Genomic DNA, 21,288 nt, shown 5'->3' with positions numbered 1-21,288 from the left:
GTCTGCCGTAGAGGGTTGTTGTGCCGCAACCTTCCCGTTCAACGAGCGCCGACATGATCTTCGGTAACCCCGGGTAGCACCATGGATTGGAACATCGGAATCAACAGCCGGTTGCCATACTCGGTGAAGTGGTTGTCATCCCGGTAAATGGGCAGGCCATTGGAGGTTTCAGCGACACAATGCTGTTCATCGCATAAGGTGGCGATGGGGTCGAGGATGCGGATGCCGCACTGGCGAGCAGCCTGATCCTGCAAGTCCCGGATATAGGCGGTGTCGAGATCGTATTGGTGGCGCGGCAGAGACAGATCAATATCCCGGTTTACCAGAGCTTCGCGGCCCATCACGCTGGCAACGTCCACCGGCATCACCGGTGTTGGACGCATGATCCACAGGGGGTGGGTTTGGCTGATTCGGCATAGCGACGTCAGGTACCAGTTATCAAATTCCTGGAACCAGCGCTCGCTGAAGTGCCTGGCGCCTCCGGGGACGAAGAAATGCGCCTCCCGGTCCGGTTCCACCACGCCGTAATTGGCGTAGGCGGCCCAGTGGGATACCACTAACACGGGTAATCCGGGGTATTGTGCCAGCAGATCAGGGATGCCGGCGGCGAGCTGTTCGCACTCGCGATCATCGGGCTCGTTGCCCTGAAGTCCGGGCAGGGGGATGCAGTCGGACTCGCCTTTGAACAGAATGCCGCCGACCCGAGGCTCAAGAGCGCTTTGCATCGCGTTGACCACCGCATCAGCGTGGCTGTCGCCGATCAGAATCAACCCCACCGGGCCGCTGCCATAGACGCATTCGCTGTCGTGATCCAGGCACTCGTCCTGCCGTGGATTGGAGAGGCGTGCCTCGTCCGCCAGATGGATCACCTCATCGGGAAGGCGCTCGGGAATGCCGGAGCGGCGCACGGTTTGTCCTAGCCCGGCGAGCAGAACCGCCACGGTGAAGACCGTGCCGATGGTGCGCCAGGAACTGAATCGCGCCATTCGGCCACGGCAGGGTTGCTCGATGAGGCGGTAGGATAACTCAGCGAGCAGCGCGGATGCGGCCAGGCCGGCAACCACCCACAGGGGATTCGTAGCGATCAGAAAATAGTGCAGTAGAACCACCACCGGCCAGTGCCAGAGGTAAATGGAATAGGAGCGCTCACCGCACCAGTTCCAGAACCGGCCTGCCGTCAGCGGTGAGTGGCTGTTCCCGAGAATCAGAGCGGCGGCGCCGGCCGTTGGCAATAGCGCCCACAGGCCGGGCCAGGACGCCGGCGTGACCAGACAGGCTGCCACCGCTATCGAAGCCAGTCCACCCAGGTGCAGTGCCAGACCAACGCGACGCTCCGGCCGCCACAGCTGAGCGAGATGGAAGGCCGCGGCGCCCAGCAGCATTTCCCAGGCGCGGCCGGGAAAACCATAGAAAGCCCGGTCCGGGGCGACCTGGATCGTGTGGATATTCCAGGCCAGGGACAGCGCCGCGATCAGCAGGGTTCCGACGAGTAAGGTGCGATGATGCCGGGTTAACCGATAGAGCAGCATCGCCAGCAACGGATACAGTAGGTAGAACTGCCACTCCACCGACAGCGACCAGGTGTGCAACAGCCATTTGCTTTCGGAAGCGGTATCGAAATAGCCGGCCTCGGACAAGTAGCGGTAATTGGATGAAAATAGCAGGCTCTCTCGAACATGGGCGCCCAGTGCCATATAGTCGCGAGGCATCAGCAAATACCATCCCAGCACCAGACTGGCGGCGCAGACGGCAATCAGGGCCGGATAGATTCTTTTCATCCGCGAGGCGTAGAAAGCGGGCAGAGAGAGCGTGCTCTTGGCCAGACCGCGATAGAGGATGGAGGCCATGAGGAAGCCGGAAATGACGAAGAACACGTCCACACCGAGAAAGCCGGATTGGAACCCGGGAACCTGGAAATGAAACAGGATCACAAGCAGTACGGCCCAAGCCCTCAGGCCGTTGATGTCGGTGCGGAAAGAATCCAAGGCAGTCCCTACCACGGTGGTGAAAATGCAAAAGCTTGAATGGCCACCCTCGACGCCTGCTGAATTTCCAAGTGTACACAGGCGCTTGAACGGGGATTGGTGGTCACGCATCATTGGTGCGGGCAAGTCTGCCCAAGCCGATGGATCAGCGCAATTGTGTTGGTGATCATGCCCGCCATCGGGCTTCTCCCTTCCGGATTAAATAATGGATAAGGCAGGATGAACATGGATGAAAGCGCCGTGGCGCAGCGGCCCGCGCGGTCCCACGGGTCAGCGCTGATAGTGACCTTGCTCGGCAGTGTGATGCTTTCGCTGGTGGCTATTCACTATTCACCGATCCTGGATCGCGACGGCATGCTCTACATCCATGTAGCCGAATTGATCGGTGACGGGCGCCTGGATCAGGCTCTCGCCCTTTTCGACTGGCCGTTCTACTCAGCCTTTATGGCCGTTCTGGAGGCGGTACTGCCGGTTTCCATGTTGCACGTCGCCTACGGAGTCAGTGTGGTGTCCGCCGCGCTGGCTTCCTGGATGCTGGTGCTTCTTCTGCACCGATTGACCCCGGAAAAGAGCATCTGGTGGGCGGTACTGACGGCGCTTTCGTTCGCGGCTTTCAACGAATACCGGCCGGATGCGTTGAGGGACTGGCCCGCCTGGTTCTTCATGCTGCTGTCAATATGGTTGTACCTGCGCTATTCGCGGAGCCGGGCCTGGTCCTGGGCAATTTGCTTTTTTCTGGCCGTGTTCATGGGGGCTCTGTTTCGACTGGAAACGGGAATCATCCTGGTCCCTTTGTTTCTGTTGTCGCTGTTCGAGCGCGGTTATCGCTGGCGGGAGAGGCTGCGTTTGTTCGTGGTTCCGATAGTGATCGGCGTGCTGGGGGTGGGCGTGCTGCTGGGGGATAGTGGTGGCCTGAGTCAGCGGCTATGGGGCTATCTGAATACCATCAATCCGGCGTTGATCCATGAGGGTTTTCTACGCTCCGGGGAGGCTTTGGCCGATGCGGTGCTGAATCAGTACTCCAAGGATTACGGGGCGCAAGTGCTGCTGTTCGGGCTGCTGATACTGATTCCGATCAAGCTGTTGCATTATCTGTTGGCGATGATGTTGCCCGCGATTCTGGCGCGACGCTACGGGCCGCTGCGGTTTGATGGTGAGCTGCGGGTCTATGGCGCTCTGGCTTTGACCTGGCTGGCCGTGGTGGTGGTGTTTCTCTGGCGCCACTACTACTTGTCCACCCGCTACCTCGTGCCGCTAATGGTGTGCCTGCTACCGTTCCTCTACGTGGGTATGACGCGTCTCACCGAACACCAGGTGCGGGGCTGGGTTTGGGGGCTGCTGATTTTTCTGATACTGCTACAGGGGCTGTCCGGTGCTATATCCACCCGTGGCCCGGAGAAGCTGGCGATTCGGCAGGCGGGCGAATGGGCCCGCAAGAATCTGCCGGGTGATGAGCGCGTTTACATCAACAATGGTCAGGTGAACTTTTATTCCGGCCGGCCCTATTTTCGTGGTCATTCGGACAAGATCCGCCCGCCGGAGCAGGTCGATAGCCGCTGGCAGGTATTGCTGACAGACCGTGACGAGGAGGCGGCTATCAAGAGCAAACTGGAACAACGCTATCGTCTGATCCAGCGCTTCGACAGCGAGGGTTCCGACCTGGTGCTGGTGTTCGAGAAACGTGCTCAGTAAGGCGAGCGCCGCCCCTCCGGCTGGTGCTTGAAGCGCTTGTGCACCCACAAATATTGTTCAGGGTGTTTGCGCACGAAATGCTCGATGGTGCGGTTGATACGTGACGTATCCGCTTCATCGTCGCCGCTGGGGAAGTCGGCCAGCGGCTCGCCGAACTCGATTTCGTAGCGGCCGCCGGGCAGGCGGTAATGGGCACAGGGAATTACCCGGGCGCGGCCCATTTTGGCCAGCCGGCTGGTGGCGGTGATGGTGGCGGCGGGGACGCCGAAGAACGGCACGAACACGGCGTGCTCGGTGCCGTAGTCCTGGTCCGGGGCGTACCAGAGAATCTCGCCCTGGCGCAGCAGCTTGATCATGCGGCGCAGGTCGTTGCGATCCACGGAATGCTTGACCCAGGCGCCGCGCCCGTCGGTGATCAGCCGGTCCAGCAGCGGATTGTCGTTGGGGCGGTAGACCACGCTGAAATCCAGGATCTTTCCTAGCAGGCGGCTGCCCACGTCGATGCTGTTGAAATGCATGCCCAGCAGCAGCGCGCCCTGGCCGTCGGCCCGGGCCGCATCGATGTGTTCCATCCCTTTAACGGTGAGGCGCTGGCCCAGATCCACCCGTTGATTATGGAAACTGCCGGCCATCTCGATGATCGCTTCCCCGGTGCTCAGGAATACCTGGCGGGCCATCCGTTCCCGTTCGCCCTCATCGAGCTCCGGGAAGCACAAACGCAGATTGGTCAGAGTAACGCGTCGACGTCCGCCGGCGACCCGCCAGGCGAGGTGCCCGACACCGCGGCCGAGAGACAGCAGCAGGTCCCAGGGCAGTTGGCCAATCAGCCAGAACAGAGCCAGGCCCACGCGGGTGGGCCAGAGGCGCGGGTCACGGGGATCCGTGGGGCGTTGTCGGCGTTTCTTTCCCATGGCGTTACCGCGCTTGTGGTTGCGGGTGCCGCACCGGCGGGCGGATGGTGTCACGGGTGCTCAGACTGGCCAGCATCAGAGCCAGCGGTAGCCACAGGCTCATCCAACTGGGGTGGAACGGCACCAGCAGATAGGCGCCCACCGCCAGCATGGCGAGCAGGCCCGGTACCACGGCGATCAGGAAGATGGCCCCTTCGCGCAGGTTCTGTTCACCGTCCGGCAGGCGCCAGGCGGGTACCGCCCAGGCGGCGATGAACAGAATCAGACCCACCAGCCCGGAGGAGTGGATTACCGCCAGCAGCACATTATCCGGATGCGGAATGATGCGCAGGGCGTCGTCCACGCCCACCAGCAACGACTCCCCGGTTTCCTGGCTGAGACCGTTGCCGAAGAAAGGATGGGTGAAGTACTGGCTCATGTTGCCGAGTACCTGGAAATCCAGGGACAGATACAAGGCCACCGCGGCGGCGAGCATGCCAAGTATCCGTTGTTCCGCGCGCAGCAGCACCCAACTGAGCGCCGCTACCAGCAACATGATGCCGGTATGCCATTGCACCAGCAGCAGGAAGCCGAATCCCACCAGGGCGCCGGCGGCGCGGCGTCCGCCTTTGGCATTGATGCCTTCCTCCACGGCCTGGGCCAGCAGGATGAAGCAGGGCGTCACCAGGGCCATGGTGGTCAGCAGTGGACCGGGCTGCGGCAGATCGAAAATCAAACGCACGGATTCGCCGAATAGCGGGCTGCCCAGGGGTTGGGTGGTGTAGTAGCTGATCATGATCACCACCAGCAGCACGGTGGAGGTGAGCGCGGCGTTGGTCAGCGCCTGTTTGAGCGTGTGCCGGTAGTACAGATGCAGCCAGCGCAGAATGCCCACCAGCGTGATGATCTCCACCACGCCGCGTACGGTGCGGGAGGTATTGGCGTTATCCGCCCAGGCCATGGTTAGCAGCAACCAGCCGAGCAGGGCGTACAGCGGCACCAGCCAGGGGGACAGCAACAGGCGGCGATCACCGCTGACCACGGCCCGGGTCAACAGGGTCAGTGACGGCAGAAAGAACAGCACGTCCACCACGTTGAGAAGGGCGACCCGGGAATGGAACAAAAAGGGTCCGGTGAACATCACCGCGAAGGAAACCGTCAACCAAAGCCGCAGTCCCCGGCCTTCCAGTACGTTAGGGCGCAATGCCGTCATAGATGCTTATCCCGTTGATCGCTCCCGGTCCTCCGTCAAGGAGAAACCTGTTGATACGCTCTGTCCGCCTTCACCGGCGAGTCGGAAGTGTACTGAGCGCGCCGGGGAAAAACCACACTCCGGCGGGCCGTCGGCAGTGACGCCGGGGGCGGCGGTGCCGACAGTGTCCTATGCTACACTGCGCGGCAAACATTGGCTTGCGCCGATATTTATGAGTCGGCGCTTGAGGAGACGGTGATGCACGACCCGCGAATTCCCCCTTTTGGCCAGGCCCGGGTGCTGGTGGCCGGTGATGTCATGCTGGATCGCTACTGGCATGGGCCCACCGGGCGCATCTCGCCGGAAGCACCGGTGCCGGTGGTGCGGGTCACGGACATCGAGGACCGTCCCGGCGGGGCCGCCAACGTGGCTCTGAACATGGCCGCGCTGGGCGCCAAAGCCTCCCTGGTGGGAGTCACCGGGGATGACGAGGCCGCCCGTCTGCTCGAGGAGAGGCTCGGCGCGGCCGAGGTCACCAGCCGTTTCCAGAAGATCCCCGGGCTGCCCACCATCACCAAACTGCGGGTGGTGAGTCGTCAGCAGCAGCTGTTGAGGCTGGATTTTGAGGAATCGTTCCAGGACGAGGATCCGGCTCCGTTCGCCGCCGAGGTGGAGCAGGGGCTGCGTGATTGCGGCGCTCTGGTGCTCTCCGATTACGCCAAGGGGGCGCTGCGTGACTGTCAGGGCCTGATTGCGCTGGCGCGCCGGGCCGGGGTGCCGGTACTGGTGGATCCCAAAGGCACGGATTTCGAGCGCTACCGGGGAGCGACTCTGTTGACCCCCAATCTGGCGGAACTGGAAGCGGTGGTGGGGCCGGTGCCGGACGAGAAAACCCTGGTCGCCAAAGGAAAGGAACTGCTGTCCAATCTGGATCTGGAAGCGCTGCTGGTGACGCGCAGCGAAAAGGGCATGACGCTGATCCGCGCCGGCAAACCTGAACTGCACCTGCCGGCACGCGCCCGGGAAGTGTTTGATGTCACCGGCGCCGGTGACACGGTGATTTCCACCCTGGCGGTGGCGCTGGCCGCGGGCAGTCCCATGGAGGAAGCGGTGGCTCTGGCCAACATCGCCGCCGGTATTGTCGTCGCCAAATTGGGCACCGCGGTGGTATCGGCGCCGGAACTGCGCCGGGCGGTGCATCAGACCGGCGGCCTGGGGCGGGGTGTGATGACCGAGGAGCAATTGCTGGTGGCGATCGAGGACGCCCGCGCCCAGGGGGAAAAAATCGTCTTCACCAACGGCTGCTTTGACATCATCCATGCCGGTCATGTGGGCTACCTGGACTCCGCCCGCCGTCTGGGGGATCGTCTGGTGCTGGCGGTCAACAGCGATGCCTCGATCACCCGCCTCAAGGGGCCGGGCCGGCCAATCAACCCTCTGGAGCGGCGCATGGCGGTGCTGGCGGCGCTGGAAGCGGTGGACTATGTGGTGGCCTTCGACACCGACACCCCTGAACCGCTGTTGAAAAAGGTAAAGCCCGATGTACTGGTCAAGGGCGGTGATTACGCCGTCGATCAGGTGGTTGGCGCCGACATCGTCAAAGCCTACGGTGGCGAGGTGGAAGTACTGGACTTCGTCGAGGACATTTCCACCACGCACATCGTGCAAAAAATCAGGAAGAACGAAGAGTGAGTTGATAGTTGATAGTGGACAGTTGACAGCGAAAAGAAATGTGGAAGTGCAAAACCTATTTGCGTATCAACAAAGTTGATTCATGCCTTTCCTGTGGGAAGCTTGCTTGCAAGCGAATGTTGCCAAGCGCCTGAGCGAAGCCCATTCGCTTGCCAGCAAGCTTCCCACAGCCGCTAAAGATCACCTGTTTTTGTTTTCCGCTGTCAACTGTCCACTATCAACTGTCAACTGCTTTTCTGTGTTTTGCCGGGGTCTCCCCGGTCCAGCGCTGGAACGCGCGAATGAAGGCGGCGGGTTCGCTGTAGCCGAGCAGGCGGGCGATGTTCTCGACGCTGCGTTTGGAGTCCGCCAGGTAGTTCAGGGCCTTGTTCAGGCGGACTTCATCGAGAAGCTGCTGGAACGGCCGGCCTTCGGTGCTGAGGCGGCGGCGCAGAGTGCGTTCCGGCAGATCGAAGGTGACGGCCACCTCGGCGGCGCCGGGAAAATCCTCCAGAAACAAATCCAGATAGGCGCTGACGCGGTCGGCCAGCTGCTCGCTGGGGTTCTGGCGGCGTGCCAGCAGAGCATCGCATTGTGAGCGGTAAAGTTCATGGGCGGTGCGGTTGTAGCCCGGCAGGGGCAGGGCCAGATCGCGGTTGCCGATGGTGGCCTGACACCAGGGCATGTCGTACTTCACCGGCGCGCGGAAAAACTGTTCATAAGGTGCTTTGTGCTCCGGCTCGGGCAGGGGCAGCCAGACTTCCCGTGGTGTCAGGTCCAGACCCAGCTGCGTCTGGATATCGTTGACCAGTTTGAAGGTGCCGACCATGTCGCGCTCGATGAGGATACGGCGCACCGACTCCGGCAGCGGAATCGGCTTCAGAATCAGGGCGGTGGTATCATTGCCCGGCACCAGCGACAACTCGCCGTAAAGATAAGTCAGGGACTGATAGCGGACGCCGAGCTGGAAGCCATCGAACGCGGTGGCGCTGGTCATCAACAGCATGGTCAGCGGGCCGTAGCCGGCCAGCCCGAACCGTTTTCCCATCTCCATGCCCAATTGCGGATCCTCCGCCAGGGGCAGCAATTCCGCCAGTAAACGCAGTTCCCGGTCCCGCTCGATTTCGCCGTTGGGATCCAGTCTGCCCGCGTCCAGGCCGTGCCGCGCCAGCACCGGCGCGCAGGAGATACCGCGCTCCTCCAGCAGATCCAGGGTATACATCAAGGCAAGAACGGAGCGTTGTGACATAGGTGCCTGACTGGGTGTTTGGTTAAGGAGCCTCTGAAAAACGTCATGCCGGACCTGATCCGGCATCTCCCTCTACGAAGCCATGCCCCTACAGACGGAGATCCCGGGTCAAGCCCGGGATGACGGTACGGGTCAGGCTCGGGATGACGGGGGCTTTCAGCGTTTCCTTAAGCGCCTGGTGGTGGCCGGAATTATCAATTTCAGGGTCAGCCTAACACGTTCCCGCCGAGGGCCGCCAAGCTAGACTGCGGGCATGGCGTGTCCAACAGGAGAATAAGATGAACAGTAAGGTGAACCTGGACGTTGGCGATCCGACCGATCTGACCACCAAGGTGGCGATCGTCGGCGGCGGCTTTGGTGGCTTGTGCATGGCGATCAAACTGCGAGAGGCCGGGATCGACGATTTCGTGGTGCTGGAAAAAGCCGCCGGAGTGGGGGGCACCTGGCGGGAAAATACTTATCCCGGCGCTGCCTGTGATGTGCAGTCGCACATGTATTCCTATTCTTTCGAGGGCAACCCGGACTGGTCCCGCCGCTACAGTGGCTGGCGGGAAATTCAGGAATACATCCTGAGGGTGACGGACAAGCACCAGCTGCGCGGTAATATCCGTTTCAACTCGGAGGTGGAAGAGGCCCACTTTGATGAAAAGAGAGCCCGCTGGACGCTGCGGCTCACCGACGGCACCCGTGTCGATTGTCAGCATTGGGTGCTGGCCACCGGCCCGCTGCATGTGCCGTCCATACCTGAGTTCCCAGGGCTGGAAAACTTCAAAGGCAAAGTGTTCCATTCTTCCCAGTGGGATCACGACTACGATCTCGGTGGCAAAAAAGTGGTGTCCGTCGGCACCGGCGCCAGTGCCATTCAGTACGTGCCGGAGATTGCGCCGAAGGTGGATCAATTGACCGTGGTGCAGCGTACCCCGGGCTGGATCGTCCCCCGTGATGAGAGGGCTTATTCACAGCGGGACAAGAACTGGTTCCGTCGCTTCCCGCTGTTGCGCAAACTGCATCGGGCGCGCTTGTACTGGAGCAACGAGTCCCGGGTACTGCCGATCTTTCATCCGCGCCTGGCGTCGCTGCTGGAACCGTTGGTGAAGCAGTTCATCCGCTATCAGGTGAAGGACAAGGACACCGCCCGCAAGTTGACGCCCAACTATCGGTTGGGCTGCAAGCGGATCATGATCTCCAATCGCTATTATCCTACCTTCAACCGGCCCAACGTGGAGCTGGTCACCGAAGGGGTAAAGGAAATACGGGAACACAGCATTGTGTTCAGTGACGGTAGCGAGCGGGAGATGGACTGCCTGGTGCTCGGTACCGGCTTCGTGGTGGATCCGCGCATTTACATGAAGGATTTCGAGATCACCGGGCTGCCGGGTCATCGTCTGCAGGATGACTGGCGCAATGCTTCCGAGGCCTATCTGGGCGTCAGCGTGGCTGGTTATCCGAACATGTTCCAGATGGTCGGCCCCAACACCGGACTCGGCCACAACTCCATTATTTTCATGATCGAGTGCCAGGCGCGATACATCGTCGATGCCATCCGCACGGTGGCGCGGCGTGGCGCGGATTATCTGGATGTGAAGCGCTCGGACATGGACGCTTTCAATGATCAGTTGCAGATGGATCTCAAGGGCACGGTGTGGCAGAGCGGTGGGTGTTCCAGCTGGTATCAGCAGGCGGATGGCCGCAACGTGGCGATCTGGCCGTACTCCACCTGGCGCTACTGGCTGAAGACCCGCTCCCTGGACGAGTCCGTTTATCGCTGGGAAAAAGTGGCGGAGAGACAACCGCAAGGGGAGCCGGTGAGGGTCTGACACGCCATTCGTGACCATTCGCTGCCAAGGCAGCTTCCCACAGTAAGATCACTACGAAGCCGCTGTGGGAAGCTGCCTTGGCAGCGAATACCGGCGTCAGAGAGCCCCCACGGCCCGGCGGGCTTTCTCCACGTTTTCCCGCAGGTGCCTGGGGTTGACCGTGCCGGCGATCACGGCGCCGACGCCCGGTGTGCCGAGGACCCGGTCGAGACTGGCCTGAACCGGATCAGCGTGATCGGCGTCGAGGTGGCCGCTGGCGAACGCCTTCTTGATCAAAATCCCTTTGCCGTGTTCGGCGGCGTAATCGATCACCGGCCGTTCCTCATCGTGGGCCAGGTTATAGGTGACCATGGCCACGTCCGCCCGCCGCAGGGTTTCCAGGCCGCCTTCCACGGTCTTGGTGGAAACCCCGATGGCCCGGATCAGCCCTTTGCGTTTCAGCTCCGCCAGGACTTCCAGCGTGCCCTGACGCAGCACGTCCAGATCGTTGCCGTCGGAGTGAATCAGCACGCAATCCAGATAGTCGGTGTTGAGGCGGCGCAAGCTGCGCTCCACCGAGGCGATGGTGTGCTCGGGGGTAAAGTCGAAACGGCTCTCGCCTTTCTCGAACTCTTCACCGACCTTGGAGACGATGACCCAGTCCCGGCGCCCGGTCAGCAACTGTCCCAGCCGTTCCTCGCTGCGTCCGTAGGCCGGAGCGGTGTCGATCAGGTTGATGTCCAGGTCCCGGGCCAGCGCCAGCAGCTCGCGCACCGCCTGGTCATCGGGGATGGTGAACGCGGAGGGGTATTTCACGCCCTGGTCACGGCCGATCTTCACCGTGCCGAGGCCGAGGGCGCTGACGGTCAGCCCGGTGTCGCCGAGCGGGCGCAGAAACGCCATCAGTGATTCTCCCGCGCGAAGCAGTGGTGCCAGTACGGTTGCCCCAGAGGGGCCAGCGGCAGGTTTTCGGGCGGCGCCATGGCGGGGCCCGGTTGCAGGCCGTGTTCACGGATCAAGGCTTCAACCCGGTCACCCAGGTCCGGCGCCAACGTCAGTTTGGTGGGCCAGGTCAGGATCAGGTCGCCGTCGCGCCGGGCATAGGCGTTGTCGGGCTTGGCCAGGCTGTTCTGGCGCGGCTCCGCCCGACTCACATCCAGGGTGGCCCAATCGGCGCCGCTGAAGTCCAGCCAGGGGAACAATTGATCGAGTTCCGCCTTGGCGGCGGCGATCTGTTCGGCGTCATTCCGTTCCACGCCCCGTTCCGCCAGGTCACCACCGAGATACCAGACCAGGGAACCGTCCGGTAGCGGGTGGGTGGTGACGGTCAGACGGGGCTTGCTGCTGGCACCGACACAGTGAGCATAGAGCGAATGGCCGAGACGATGGCGCACCAGCACCATTTTCAGTGGCCGGCTCTGGCTCTCATCCTGGCTGAAGAGATGCTGGGCGTGGGCGTCGTCCAGCAAGGCCGCGTTACCATCGCCAGCGGCCAGTACCGACAGTTTCGGGCGGATCACGGCGCCATCGAGACGCACTTCGCGAATGCCGCGCTCATCCCAGGTCAGCCGTTCGCTTAAATCCGGCGCCCGCAGCAATCGGGTTCGCACCGGCGCGGTCAGCACATCGAGCAGGCTTTCGGTATCCACCACCAGATCGTCGAGCCGGTAGACCTGCCCCTTGAAACGGGCATTGGCGAGGGCGGAAGGGTAGTCGCCACGGCGCAAACGCTCGATCCGGCCACGCAGCATCTTGCTGGCGAAGAAGGTGGTCATGCGGCTGGCCACGGAGCCGGCGGACCACAGATGCTGGGTGTCCGAGAGCACATCCAGACCATTCAGCGGCACCGGGCCCTGTCCCGCCATGGCGGCGCGCCAGCGCTCCGGCATGCCGGCGATGGCCTCGGATTCATTGGACAGGGCGCCGCCAAGGGCGTACTTGAGCCCGCCGTGAATAATGCCCTGGCTGGCCAGGGTCTGGGCTCCGCCCAGAGTGCCGGTTTCCAGCAACAGGCATTGGTAGCCCTGATTCTGTAATTGGTTGATCAACCACAGGCCGGCAATGCCGCCGCCGAAAATGAGAACGTCCGGTTCTAGGGTCTGGGTAGTCATGGCTCACCGCCGGAAAAAGTTGCGGCTATGCTAGCATAGGCCGCCGTCAAGGATGCCGATGTGGGTCATCTGTGGGGATGATATCCGGCGACCTCAAGGTCGATTGTCTCGCCCGTGCCACTGTTTGGATCGTTCTATGCGTTTTTTCTACACCTTGCTTTGGTATCTGCTGCTGCCGTTGCTGTTCGTGCGTCTGTGGTGGCGGGGGCGGCGGGCGCCGGCCTATCGACAGCGTTGGCGTGAGCGCATGGCGCTGGGCTATCGCTCCGGTACGCTCAAGGACAGCGTCTGGATTCATGCGGTGTCGGTGGGGGAGACCCTGGCGGCGGCGCCGTTGATCGAAGCGCTGCTGGCGCGTTTCCCGGAAACGCCATTGATCGTGACCACCACCACGCCCACCGGTTCGGAACGGGTGCGGGCATTGTTCGGTGACCGGGTCACGCATGTCTATTGCCCATGGGAATTGCCCGGCGCCTACCGGCGCTTTTTCCGGGCCTTCGATCCGCGTCTGGTGATCGTCCTGGAAACCGAGCTGTGGCCGAACCTGTGCGCCGCCGCCGAAGCCCGTGGCGCCAAACTGATGCTGATGAATGGCCGGCTGTCGGAGAAGAGCTATCGCGGCTATGCCAGGCTCGGTGCCCTGGTGCGCCCGATGCTGGGCCGTTTCCAGGTGCTGGCGGTGCAGACCGAAGCGGAGGCGGAACGGTTTCGCCAGTTGGGCGCCGATCCGCAACGGATCAAGGTCAACGGCAGCGTCAAATTCGACCTGACCCTGGACGACCCGGTGAAAACGGCGGCCTCGGCATTGAGGGCGGAGTTCACGCAACGGCCGGTGTGGATCGCCGCCAGCACCCATCCCGGCGAGGACGAGATGGTGCTTGCCGCCCATCGCCAGATTCTGGCTGATCAACCACAAGCGTTGCTGGTGCTGGTGCCGCGCCACCCGGAGCGTTTTGATGAAGTGGCGGGCCTGGCCCGCCGGCGTGGATTCAGTGTCGCTCGCCGCAGCCGTGACGAGGCGGTGGACGAACGGACTCAGGTTTACCTGGCGGATACCATGGGAGAATTACTGATGCTGTTCGGTATCAGTGACGTGGCTTTCGTCGGCGGTTCCCTGGTGCCGGTGGGCGGACATAATTTGCTGGAGCCGGCGGCCTGGTCACTGCCGGTGCTGAGCGGGCCCCATCTGCATAACTTTACCGCCATCGCCGATTTGCTGGATCAGGCGGAGGCCTTGGAATTGGTGGCCGATGGCGAGGCGCTGGCGCGGGCGGTAACGGGATTGTTCGAAGACCCGGGGCGGCGGCCGTGGTGGCCGCCAACCGTGGGGCGCTTCAGCGTGGCGTGACCATTTGCGCTTCGCTCTGGCCTTCCAGATCCGGATCATAGAGGTCCAGGCTTTCCTGACCGGACAGCCAGTCATTCAGTGAGGCCAGATCCTCGACGTCCAACTCGCCGGTGGCGGCTTTCAGGTTCAGAGTGTTGAGGATGTAGTCATAGCGCGCGTTGGCGTAGTCGCGTAACGCACCGTACAGGGCCTGCTGTGCGTTGAGCAGGTCAACCACGTTGCGGGTGCCCACCTCGTAGCCGGACTGGGTGGCTTCCAGAGCGGCGCGGGCGGACCGGATGGCCTGCTTGCGAGCGCTGACCCGCAGCGCGTCCGCCTCCACCGTGCGGTAAAAGGTGCGGGTCTGCTGGGTAACGTCACGGATCGCCTGCTGATACAACTGGTCGGCGGCGTCGGCGCGCAGAGCAGCCTGTTTGCGCTGGCTGTTGAGGCCGCCGCCACGGAACAGTGGCATGGAAATCTCGATGCCCACTTCCGTGCCGTGGTTGTCCGGGGTGATCCCGGAAGACGTGGTGCCCACCGCGCTGTCGCCTCGTGGAGAGGTGTGGGTGTGGGAGTAGGTGCCCACCAAAGCCACCTGCGGCATCATCGCGCCGAATTGACGGTCGGCGGTGAAACCCGCCGCGGTGGCGTTCCCCTGGGCCACCAGTACCTGGGGATTCCGTACCGAGGCCTTGTCCAGCCAGTCCTGCATTGTTGCCGGTTGCGGCCCTTCCATCGGCAGTTGCTCACGCAGTTCCGCCAGGGTTTCCCAACGCTGACCGGTGAGGGTTTCCAACTGGTCACGGGCGATGGCGAAGTCCTGCTCGGCGACGATCAGGTTCACCCGGGTCAGGTCATAGGCGGCTTGCGCCTCTTCCACTTCGGTGGCTGGCACCAGACCCACCTCGAAGCGTTCGTTGGTTTGCTCCAGTTGCCGGGAGATGGCCTTTTCCTCGGCCTGGGCCGACACCAGGGTGTCCCAGGCCCGCAGCACGCCGAAGTAGCCCTGAGCCACGCGCAATACGAAATCCTGGCGCGCTTGCTGGAATTCAGCCTCGGCGGTGGAGACCACCGCTTTGGCTTCCTTGAAGCCGTACCAGGCGTCGAGCCGGAACAGCGGTTGCGACAGCGTTACCGTGGTGGCTTCCGAGTCATACTTCTGGTTGAAATTACCTTCCTCGATATCCCGGTCGGTGCGGTAGCGGCCGTAGCGGGCATCGATGGTGGGGAGCAGCGCCGCCCGGCCCTGCACCAGCGTTTCCTGTTCCGCTTCCCAGGTTTGCCGCTCGGCGCGCCAGGTGCTGTCGTAATCCCAGGCGGCATTGGCGACCTGTTTCAGGTCGGCGGCCTGGGCGCCCATGGACAGCAGGGTGATGGCCAGGGCCAGAGGTTTCAGCGGGCTCCGCTTCATATGCGTTTCCTTCCTCATTCTTTTGTTCCGGCTTGTGTCTCGCGCCAGCCGTGCCGGGCATTTTGTCCTTGCACGGCTGGCGCTTGATCCCCACCGACAGGTAACGGTGAAATGGTGAACTGGCCAGTATGGTAATGGCAAGCGAGACGGATTGACACTCCCATCGTCGCGCCCTCGGTTGTCCGTAAATGGGTCGCTGCGTATAGTGTTCGCCTCCCCCATGTTTGTTGTAGCCCTGGAGGCCGATCGTGCCAGACGAGCAACGTAATGCCGCACCCAATGCCATCGACGAGGCCTGCCAACCCATCATGGGTTCGCGGAAGGTGTATGTCTCCGGCAGCCGCCCAGATATCCGCGTTCCCATGCGTGAAATCCGCCAGGATCCGACCCCCCTGGCCAACGGGGCCTTTGAGCAGAATCCGCCGTTGTCGGTGTACGACACTTCCGGTCCTTATACCGACCCCGATGCGCGTATCGACATCCGCCAGGGACTGTCGGCACTGCGCGGTGCCTGGATCGAGGAGCGCGGTGACAGCGAGCAACTCGCCGACCTGACCAGTGATTACGGTCGCCGCCGCGCCGCCGATGTGGCTACCGCCGGTTTGCGCTTCCCGCACATCCGTGCCCCGCGGCGCGCGCGCCGGGGCAGCAATGTCTCGCAAATGCACTACGCGCGTCAGGGCATTATCACGCCGGAAATGGAATTCATCGCCATCCGTGAAAGCCAGCGCCTGCGTGAACATCGCGAGGCCGGCCTGCCGGTGGCGCAACATCCGGGCCGCAGTTTCGGTGCCGCCATTCCGGATGAGATCACCCCGGAATTCGTCCGCGATGAAGTCGCTCGCGGCCGCGCCGTGATCCCCGCCAACATCAACCACCCGGAAATCGAGCCGATGATCATTGGCCGCAACTTCCTCACCAAGGTCAATGCCAACATCGGCAACTCCGCGGTGACCTCCTCTATCGAGGAGGAAGTGGCGAAGATGACCTGGGCCACCCGTTGGGGCGGCGACACCGTAATGGACCTTTCCACCGGGCAGAACATTCACGAAACCCGGGAATGGATCCTGCGCAACTCGCCGGTGCCCATCGGCACGGTACCGATTTATCAGGCGCTTGAGAAGGTCAATGGTATTGCCGAAGACCTGACCTGGGAAATTTTCCGCGACACCCTGATCGAACAGGCCGAGCAGGGGGTGGATTACTTCACCATTCATGCCGGCGTCTTGCTGCGCTATGTGCCGCTCACCGCCAACCGGGTGACCGGCATCGTGTCCCGCGGTGGCTCGATCATGGCCAAATGGTGTCTGGCACACCATGAGGAGAATTTCCTCTATACCCATTTCGAAGACATCTGCGAGATCATGAAGGCCTACGACGTGACCTTCAGTCTCGGTGATGGTCTGCGTCCCGGCTCCATCGCCGACGCCAACGACGAAGCCCAGTTCTCGGAGCTGCGTACCCTCGGTGAACTGACCAAGATCGCCTGGAAACATGACGTCCAGGTGATGATCGAAGGCCCCGGTCACGTGCCCATGCACATGATCAAGGAAAACATGGAAGAGCAGCTCAAGCACTGCCACGAGGCGCCCTTCTACACGCTGGGGCCGCTGACCCTGGACATCTCCCCGGGCTATGACCACATCAGCAGCGCCATCGGCGCCGCCATGATCGGTTGGTTCGGCACCGCCATGCTGTGCTATGTGACCCCCAAGGAGCACCTGGGCTTGCCCAACCGGGAAGACGTGAAGGAAGGCATCATCGCCTACAAGATCGCCGCCCACGCCGCCGACCTGGCCAAGGGGCACCCGGGCGCTCAACTGCGTGACAATGTGCTGTCCAAGGCGCGCTTCGAATTCCGCTGGGAAGACCAGTTCAACCTGGGGCTGGACCCGGACCGGGCACGGGCTTTTCATGACGAGACCCTGCCGAAGCAGGCGCACAAGGTGGCCCATTTCTGCTCCATGTGTGGACCGAAGTTCTGCTCCATGAAGATCAGCCAGGAGGTTCGCGAGACCTACGGCGATGGACAGGCACAGGTTGATCAGGCCCGTGTCGGCATGGAGGAAAAGTCCCGCGAATTCCTGCAACAGGGCTCCAAGCTTTATCATGAGGCCAATGAATAATTCCCGCGCCCCCCGCTTCAGTGCCGCCGATGTGGAGGTGCTGAAGCGGGAAACCCCGTTCAAGGGGTTTTTCCAGGTGGACCGGTTGACCCTGCGTCATCGCCGTTATCAAGGCGATTGGGGCCCCGAACTGACCCGTGAAGTGTTCCTGCGACAGCCGGCCGCGGCGGTGCTGCCCTATGACCCGGTACGTGGCGAGATCCTGCTGGTGGAGCAGTTCCGCGTCGGCGCCCTGGGCTGGCGGGATACCCCGTGGTGTCTGGAAATGATCGCCGGTATCGCCGACAAGGAGGGCGAGCCGGTGGAGCAACTGGTACGCCGTGAAGCGATGGAAGAGGCGGGCATTGAACTTGGCGAGATGCGCCCGGTGCTCAGCTACATGCCCAGCCCCGGCGGCACCAATGAGCGGCTGCATTTGTTCGTCGCCCGCGCTGATCTGGCCGGTGCCGGCGGTGTTTACGGCTGCGCCGGGGAAGGCGAGGACATCCTGGCGACGACATGGGCGGTGGCGGAAATTCCGGCACTGCTGGAAAGCGGGCGGGTGGATAACGCCGCCTCCCTGATCACCCTTCAATGGTTGCTGTTGCATCGCGCTGCGCTGGACCGGGAGTGGCGGGGATGACGGTATCTCGCCGCTATCGCCTGAACTTTCGTGATCTGATGGCGCAGTGTGAGGCCAACTATGCCCGCCTTTTGCCGTTGATCCGCGCTCTGGGTGAACAGGACAGCCTGGATCTGTCGCTGGGTGCCGAGCGGCCTCGTACCCTGAACATCCGGGTGCTGGAACGCGCCCCTTATACCACCACTCTGCGACTGGAAGATCAGGGGCTGCACGAAGCCATGCCGGGGCAGCGCCTCACCGTGCGGCTTTACCACGATGCCCGGGTGGCGGAAGTCACCGAGGCCAGCCGCTTCCAACGCGTCAGCGCCCGCTACCCCTATCCCAATCCCGACATGCATCAGCGCGATGAGAAGGCGCAGTGGAATCGCTTTCTTGGTGAGTGGCTGACCCATGTCAGCGACCATGGACGCAGTGCCGCCCCGGTATGGCCGGCGGCCGGTTCCTGAAACGGAACCAGGTTCCTGGTCAATCCTGTAATGGTTGCGTTATAAGGTCTTGAACAGGCTCTAAGTTGCCGAAAGCGTGGTCCGGCCGCTTGGGGAAGGGGCCGGCGACGCATGGGATGGGCGCCACGGCGCTTGAGGGTAAAACGGATCACTACAAACAGCGGGAGCGCGTACCTTGTCGCAACCGGTAACACCCGTTCGGGTGGTGCAACTGTCGGACTTCCACCTGTTCGCCGACCCGGCCAGTACCATGCTGGGGTTGAATACGCAGCACAGTCTGGAGACCGTTCTTCGTCTGGTTCGCGCCGAGCAGCCGGATATGCGGGCGATCCTGGCCACCGGGGACCTCTCTCAGGACGGCTCCGAAGCATCCTATACGCGCCTCAAACAGACGCTGAGGGCCTTCGACGTGCCGGTCTACTGGCTGGAGGGGAACCACGATGAAACCCACCCCATGCGCGCCATGCTCGCCGATGAAGCCGGCCGGGTCAGCCCCTGTGTCGGTGCCGTGGACGGCTGGCGGGTGATCATGCTCGACTCCACCATTCCCGGCCAGGTACCCGGTGAGCTGTTTGATCGGGATCTGGCGTTTCTGGAGCAGGCGCTGGCGGAGAGTCGTGATCACCATGTGATGATTTGCCTGCATCACCATCCGGTGCCCATGGGCAGCCGCTGGCTCGACGAGCAGCAGGTGGCCAATTCCGACGCCTTTTTCCGCATCGTCGACCAGCACCCCCAGGTGCGGGCGGTGTTATGGGGGCACGTTCATCAGGAATACGAAAGCCGCCGCAAAAATGTGCGTTTGCTGTCGGTGCCCAGCACCTGCGTTCAGTTCAAACCGCACAGCGCCGATTTTGCCCTGGATGAATGCAACCCGGGCTACCGCTGGCTGGATCTTTACCCCGACGGGCGTATCGAGTCCGGAGTGAGCCGGGTCCAGGGCATGCATTTCACCGTGGATCTCACCGTTAACGGTTACTGACGCCGGTGGCGGCCAGGTTGACTCATCCGGCCGCCTTGCTATGCTCTGCGGATTCGGCGGGAGGTTAAGACAGGACCCGCCCTCTGGAAAAGGACTTTCCATGATTGAGACCCAATCCCTCGCCCGTGATCTATTGGCCTCTCTGGCCAGCCCTCTGCAGGATCAGCGCCTGATCGAACTGGATGCTCCGGTGAATGGTCTGGTGGTCGAGCGTTTCCGTGGCCGCGAGGAAATTTGCGGCGACTATCGTTTCCAGTTGCAATGCTTCATCTCCGGTTCTGATCGCCGTGACGACGGTTTTCTCGACGCCCTGATCGGTCAGCCCCTGACCTTGTCCCTGCGCCGCACCGACGGCGGCTGGCGGCGCTGGCACGGCGTCTGCGTGGACGGCCATCACTTTGTCGACATGGACGGCCTGCCTCGCTGTGAACTTATCGTGGCGCCCTGGACCTGGTGGCTGGAGCAGCGACTCAACAGCCTGGTGTTCCCCCAATGCACCGTTCGGGACGTGCTGGAGCAGGTGTTCGCGGAGTACGCCGATGGCGCGGTGCGATTCGACCTGATGGACCCGCTACCACAACGGCCGATGATTACCCAGTACCGGGAAAGCGACTGGCATTTCGTGCGGCGGCTGATGGCCGAATGTGGTCTGGCCTGGCGTTTCGAGCATCGCCAGGACGAAGGGGAGGGGGATCAAGGGGCGCTGGTGACTCTGGTGATCTTTGATCGCCATGCCAGACACCCCGAGGCCGCGCCGCTGCATTTCCATAATGACCTTTCCGAGGAAGGGCGGGCGGCGATCACCCGCTTCACCGACGGCACCCGCCTGACCCCCAATGCGGTGCAGGTGGCCAGCTGGCACAGCGGCAAGGTGCGTACCGTCACAGGCCGTGCCGAGGAAGCCGATCCCGATGGCTTGCCGGTGCGGGAAATCTACTGGCACCGCCAGGACGCCCGTTTCGACGGCGCGGATCAGGCGGAGCAAAGCGCCCGCCATCATCTCGACGCGCTGCGGGTGTTGCGGCACGTGCACCGGGGGGAGGGGCGTTCCCGCACTCTGGCCGCTGGTGAGGCGTTTACCCTCAGCGGCCACCCCCGTTGTGATCAGGGGCCCTACCTGACCCTGGCGGTGGAGCACGCCGCCGTGAACAACCTGGCCCACGCCGGCGAACTGCTCGGCGACGATACCCTCAAGGCCGGCCAGTACCGCAACACCTTCCTGGCGGTGCCGGCGACCACCCCGATCGCGCCGCTATACCGCCCCAAACCCACCGTGGGCGGGCCGCTGGTGGCGCGGGTGGTGGGCATGCCCGGCGATGCCGTCACCAGCAATCGCGACCACCAGGTGCGCATTCAATACGCCTGGCAGCGCGGCGCGGCGCCCAACCCCGGCGGCCTTGACGACACCGGTGGACAGCACCCAGGACACGCCCCGGGAGACCATTCTTCCGGCATCTGGGTGCCGGTGGCGGAAGCCCTGGCCGGACCGAACTGGGGCGGCAATTTCCTGCCCCGGGTCGACAGCGAAGTGCTGGTGGAATTCCGCCAGGGGGACATCGACCAACCGGTGATCATCGGCCAACTCTACAACGGCGAAGTGAAACCGCCGTTCGGCGTCGCCCAGGAAGACGGCACCAACCACGCCGGCACCGTCAGCGGCCTGCAAACCCGCGACCACGACGGCCAGGGCGATCACAGCCCGACCCTGCAGCGCCTGCTGCTGGACGATACCCCGAAACAAGTCAGTGTGCGGTTGGAAACCAGCCTGGCCCGCAGCGGCCTGGG

General features: G+C 62.8%; 16 protein-coding genes. 9 read left to right on the top strand and 7 right to left on the bottom strand.

The genetic code is table 11. The features are described 5' to 3' along the window. Window positions 1-38: 38 nt before the first annotated feature. A complete protein-coding gene (locus A6D6_RS14440) occupies window positions 39-1,985 on the bottom strand; it encodes an acyltransferase family protein (protein WP_159661122.1) in 1,947 nt (648 codons plus the stop codon). A gap of 219 nt (window positions 1,986-2,204) precedes the next feature. Between A6D6_RS14440 and A6D6_RS14435 the strand changes: the two genes are divergently transcribed. Further along, the gene (locus A6D6_RS14435; protein ID WP_159661121.1) at window positions 2,205-3,677 is read left to right on the top strand and encodes an ArnT family glycosyltransferase; all 1,473 of its coding nucleotides are present in this window, start codon (window positions 2,205-2,207) and stop codon (window positions 3,675-3,677) included. Here A6D6_RS14435 and lpxL read toward each other — a convergent pair. Then, window positions 3,671-4,588, bottom strand: a complete 918-nt coding sequence (gene lpxL / locus A6D6_RS14430; protein ID WP_159661120.1) for an LpxL/LpxP family Kdo(2)-lipid IV(A) lauroyl/palmitoleoyl acyltransferase — start codon at window positions 4,586-4,588, stop codon at window positions 3,671-3,673. The two genes, A6D6_RS14435 and lpxL, sit on opposite strands and share 7 nt — an antisense overlap. A gap of 4 nt (window positions 4,589-4,592) precedes the next feature. Next, window positions 4,593-5,780 (bottom strand): hypothetical protein, encoded by a 1,188-nt coding sequence (locus A6D6_RS14425; protein WP_159661119.1) that lies wholly within the window; start codon window positions 5,778-5,780, stop codon window positions 4,593-4,595. A 237-nt stretch (window positions 5,781-6,017) separates the two neighbouring features. On the opposite strand from A6D6_RS14425, the gene hldE reads away from it, so the two are divergent. After that, window positions 6,018-7,451 carry a bifunctional D-glycero-beta-D-manno-heptose-7-phosphate kinase/D-glycero-beta-D-manno-heptose 1-phosphate adenylyltransferase HldE gene (hldE, locus tag A6D6_RS14420; protein WP_159661118.1) on the top strand — a complete coding sequence of 478 codons (1,434 nt, stop codon included), beginning with the start codon at window positions 6,018-6,020 and terminating at the stop codon, window positions 7,449-7,451. Between the two features lie 217 nt (window positions 7,452-7,668). Here hldE and A6D6_RS14415 read toward each other — a convergent pair whose 3' ends face one another. Beyond that, on the bottom strand, window positions 7,669-8,679 hold the full coding sequence (locus tag A6D6_RS14415) for an AraC family transcriptional regulator (RefSeq protein ID WP_159661117.1): 1,011 nt from the start codon (window positions 8,677-8,679) through the stop codon (window positions 7,669-7,671). A 278-nt stretch (window positions 8,680-8,957) separates the two neighbouring features. Between A6D6_RS14415 and A6D6_RS14410 the strand changes: the two genes are divergently transcribed. After that, the gene (locus A6D6_RS14410) at window positions 8,958-10,496 is read left to right on the top strand and encodes a flavin-containing monooxygenase (RefSeq protein WP_159661116.1); all 1,539 of its coding nucleotides are present in this window, start codon (window positions 8,958-8,960) and stop codon (window positions 10,494-10,496) included. 96 nt (window positions 10,497-10,592) lie between these two features. Here A6D6_RS14410 and A6D6_RS14405 read toward each other — a convergent pair whose 3' ends face one another. Both A6D6_RS14405 and A6D6_RS14400 read right to left on the bottom strand, forming a co-directional pair. Next, window positions 10,593-11,378, bottom strand: coding sequence for an aldo/keto reductase (locus A6D6_RS14405; protein ID WP_159661115.1), 786 nt, complete (start codon window positions 11,376-11,378; stop codon window positions 10,593-10,595). Continuing rightward, window positions 11,378-12,586 carry an FAD-dependent oxidoreductase gene (locus tag A6D6_RS14400; protein ID WP_159661114.1) on the bottom strand — a complete coding sequence of 403 codons (1,209 nt, stop codon included), beginning with the start codon at window positions 12,584-12,586 and terminating at the stop codon, window positions 11,378-11,380. Before A6D6_RS14400 ends, A6D6_RS14405 begins: the two co-directional genes overlap by 1 nt. A 136-nt stretch (window positions 12,587-12,722) precedes the next feature. Between A6D6_RS14400 and waaA the strand changes: the two genes are divergently transcribed. Further along, on the top strand, window positions 12,723-13,934 hold the full coding sequence (gene waaA / locus A6D6_RS14395; RefSeq protein WP_369412898.1) for a lipid IV(A) 3-deoxy-D-manno-octulosonic acid transferase: 1,212 nt from the start codon (window positions 12,723-12,725) through the stop codon (window positions 13,932-13,934). On the opposite strand, the gene A6D6_RS14390 is transcribed toward waaA, so the two are convergent. Next, window positions 13,921-15,327 carry a TolC family outer membrane protein gene (locus A6D6_RS14390; RefSeq protein WP_133491648.1) on the bottom strand — a complete coding sequence of 469 codons (1,407 nt, stop codon included), beginning with the start codon at window positions 15,325-15,327 and terminating at the stop codon, window positions 13,921-13,923. The genes waaA and A6D6_RS14390 overlap by 14 nt on opposite strands. 248 nt (window positions 15,328-15,575) lie before the next feature. Between A6D6_RS14390 and thiC the strand changes: the two genes are divergently transcribed. From thiC to A6D6_RS14365, 5 genes are all read left to right on the top strand, one after another. Beyond that, window positions 15,576-17,453 carry a phosphomethylpyrimidine synthase ThiC gene (gene thiC, locus A6D6_RS14385; RefSeq protein WP_159661113.1) on the top strand — a complete coding sequence of 626 codons (1,878 nt, stop codon included), beginning with the start codon at window positions 15,576-15,578 and terminating at the stop codon, window positions 17,451-17,453. Beyond that, window positions 17,446-18,075 carry an NUDIX domain-containing protein gene (locus A6D6_RS14380; RefSeq protein ID WP_159661112.1) on the top strand — a complete coding sequence of 210 codons (630 nt, stop codon included), beginning with the start codon at window positions 17,446-17,448 and terminating at the stop codon, window positions 18,073-18,075. The genes thiC and A6D6_RS14380 overlap by 8 nt, the downstream gene beginning before the upstream one ends. Continuing rightward, on the top strand, window positions 18,072-18,521 hold the full coding sequence (locus A6D6_RS14375; RefSeq protein WP_133491651.1) for a DUF1249 domain-containing protein: 450 nt from the start codon (window positions 18,072-18,074) through the stop codon (window positions 18,519-18,521). The genes A6D6_RS14380 and A6D6_RS14375 overlap by 4 nt, the downstream gene beginning before the upstream one ends. A gap of 175 nt (window positions 18,522-18,696) precedes the next feature. Further along, window positions 18,697-19,503, top strand: coding sequence for a 3',5'-cyclic-AMP phosphodiesterase (gene cpdA, locus A6D6_RS14370; protein WP_133491652.1), 807 nt, complete (start codon window positions 18,697-18,699; stop codon window positions 19,501-19,503). A 100-nt stretch (window positions 19,504-19,603) separates the two neighbouring features. Continuing rightward, the coding region (locus tag A6D6_RS14365) for a type VI secretion system Vgr family protein (RefSeq protein WP_159661111.1) at window positions 19,604-21,288 on the top strand (1,685 nt) is incomplete at its 3' end.

It is taken from the genome of Alcanivorax xiamenensis, from assembly GCF_009846745.1.
Lineage (GTDB): Bacteria > Pseudomonadota > Gammaproteobacteria > Pseudomonadales > Alcanivoracaceae > Alloalcanivorax > Alloalcanivorax xiamenensis.
The sequence above is the reverse complement of the archived record's forward strand: the minus strand, read 5'-3'. Positions and strand labels throughout refer to the sequence as shown.

Coding starts and splice junctions, on each gene's coding strand:
- A6D6_RS14375 (WP_133491651.1), top strand. CDS start 18,072: ATGACGGTATCTCGCCGCTATCGCCTGAACTTTCGTGATCTGATGGCG.
- A6D6_RS14405 (WP_159661115.1), bottom strand. CDS start 11,378: ATGGCGTTTCTGCGCCCGCTCGGCGACACCGGGCTGACCGTCAGCGCC.
- A6D6_RS14425 (WP_159661119.1), bottom strand. CDS start 5,780: ATGACGGCATTGCGCCCTAACGTACTGGAAGGCCGGGGACTGCGGCTT.
- A6D6_RS14390 (WP_133491648.1), bottom strand. CDS start 15,327: ATGAAGCGGAGCCCGCTGAAACCTCTGGCCCTGGCCATCACCCTGCTG.
- waaA (WP_369412898.1), top strand. CDS start 12,723: ATGCGTTTTTTCTACACCTTGCTTTGGTATCTGCTGCTGCCGTTGCTG.
- A6D6_RS14410 (WP_159661116.1), top strand. CDS start 8,958: ATGAACAGTAAGGTGAACCTGGACGTTGGCGATCCGACCGATCTGACC.
- lpxL (WP_159661120.1), bottom strand. CDS start 4,588: ATGGGAAAGAAACGCCGACAACGCCCCACGGATCCCCGTGACCCGCGC.
- A6D6_RS14380 (WP_159661112.1), top strand. CDS start 17,446: ATGAATAATTCCCGCGCCCCCCGCTTCAGTGCCGCCGATGTGGAGGTG.
- hldE (WP_159661118.1), top strand. CDS start 6,018: ATGCACGACCCGCGAATTCCCCCTTTTGGCCAGGCCCGGGTGCTGGTG.
- A6D6_RS14400 (WP_159661114.1), bottom strand. CDS start 12,586: ATGACTACCCAGACCCTAGAACCGGACGTTCTCATTTTCGGCGGCGGC.
- A6D6_RS14415 (WP_159661117.1), bottom strand. CDS start 8,679: ATGTCACAACGCTCCGTTCTTGCCTTGATGTATACCCTGGATCTGCTG.
- A6D6_RS14435 (WP_159661121.1), top strand. CDS start 2,205: ATGAACATGGATGAAAGCGCCGTGGCGCAGCGGCCCGCGCGGTCCCAC.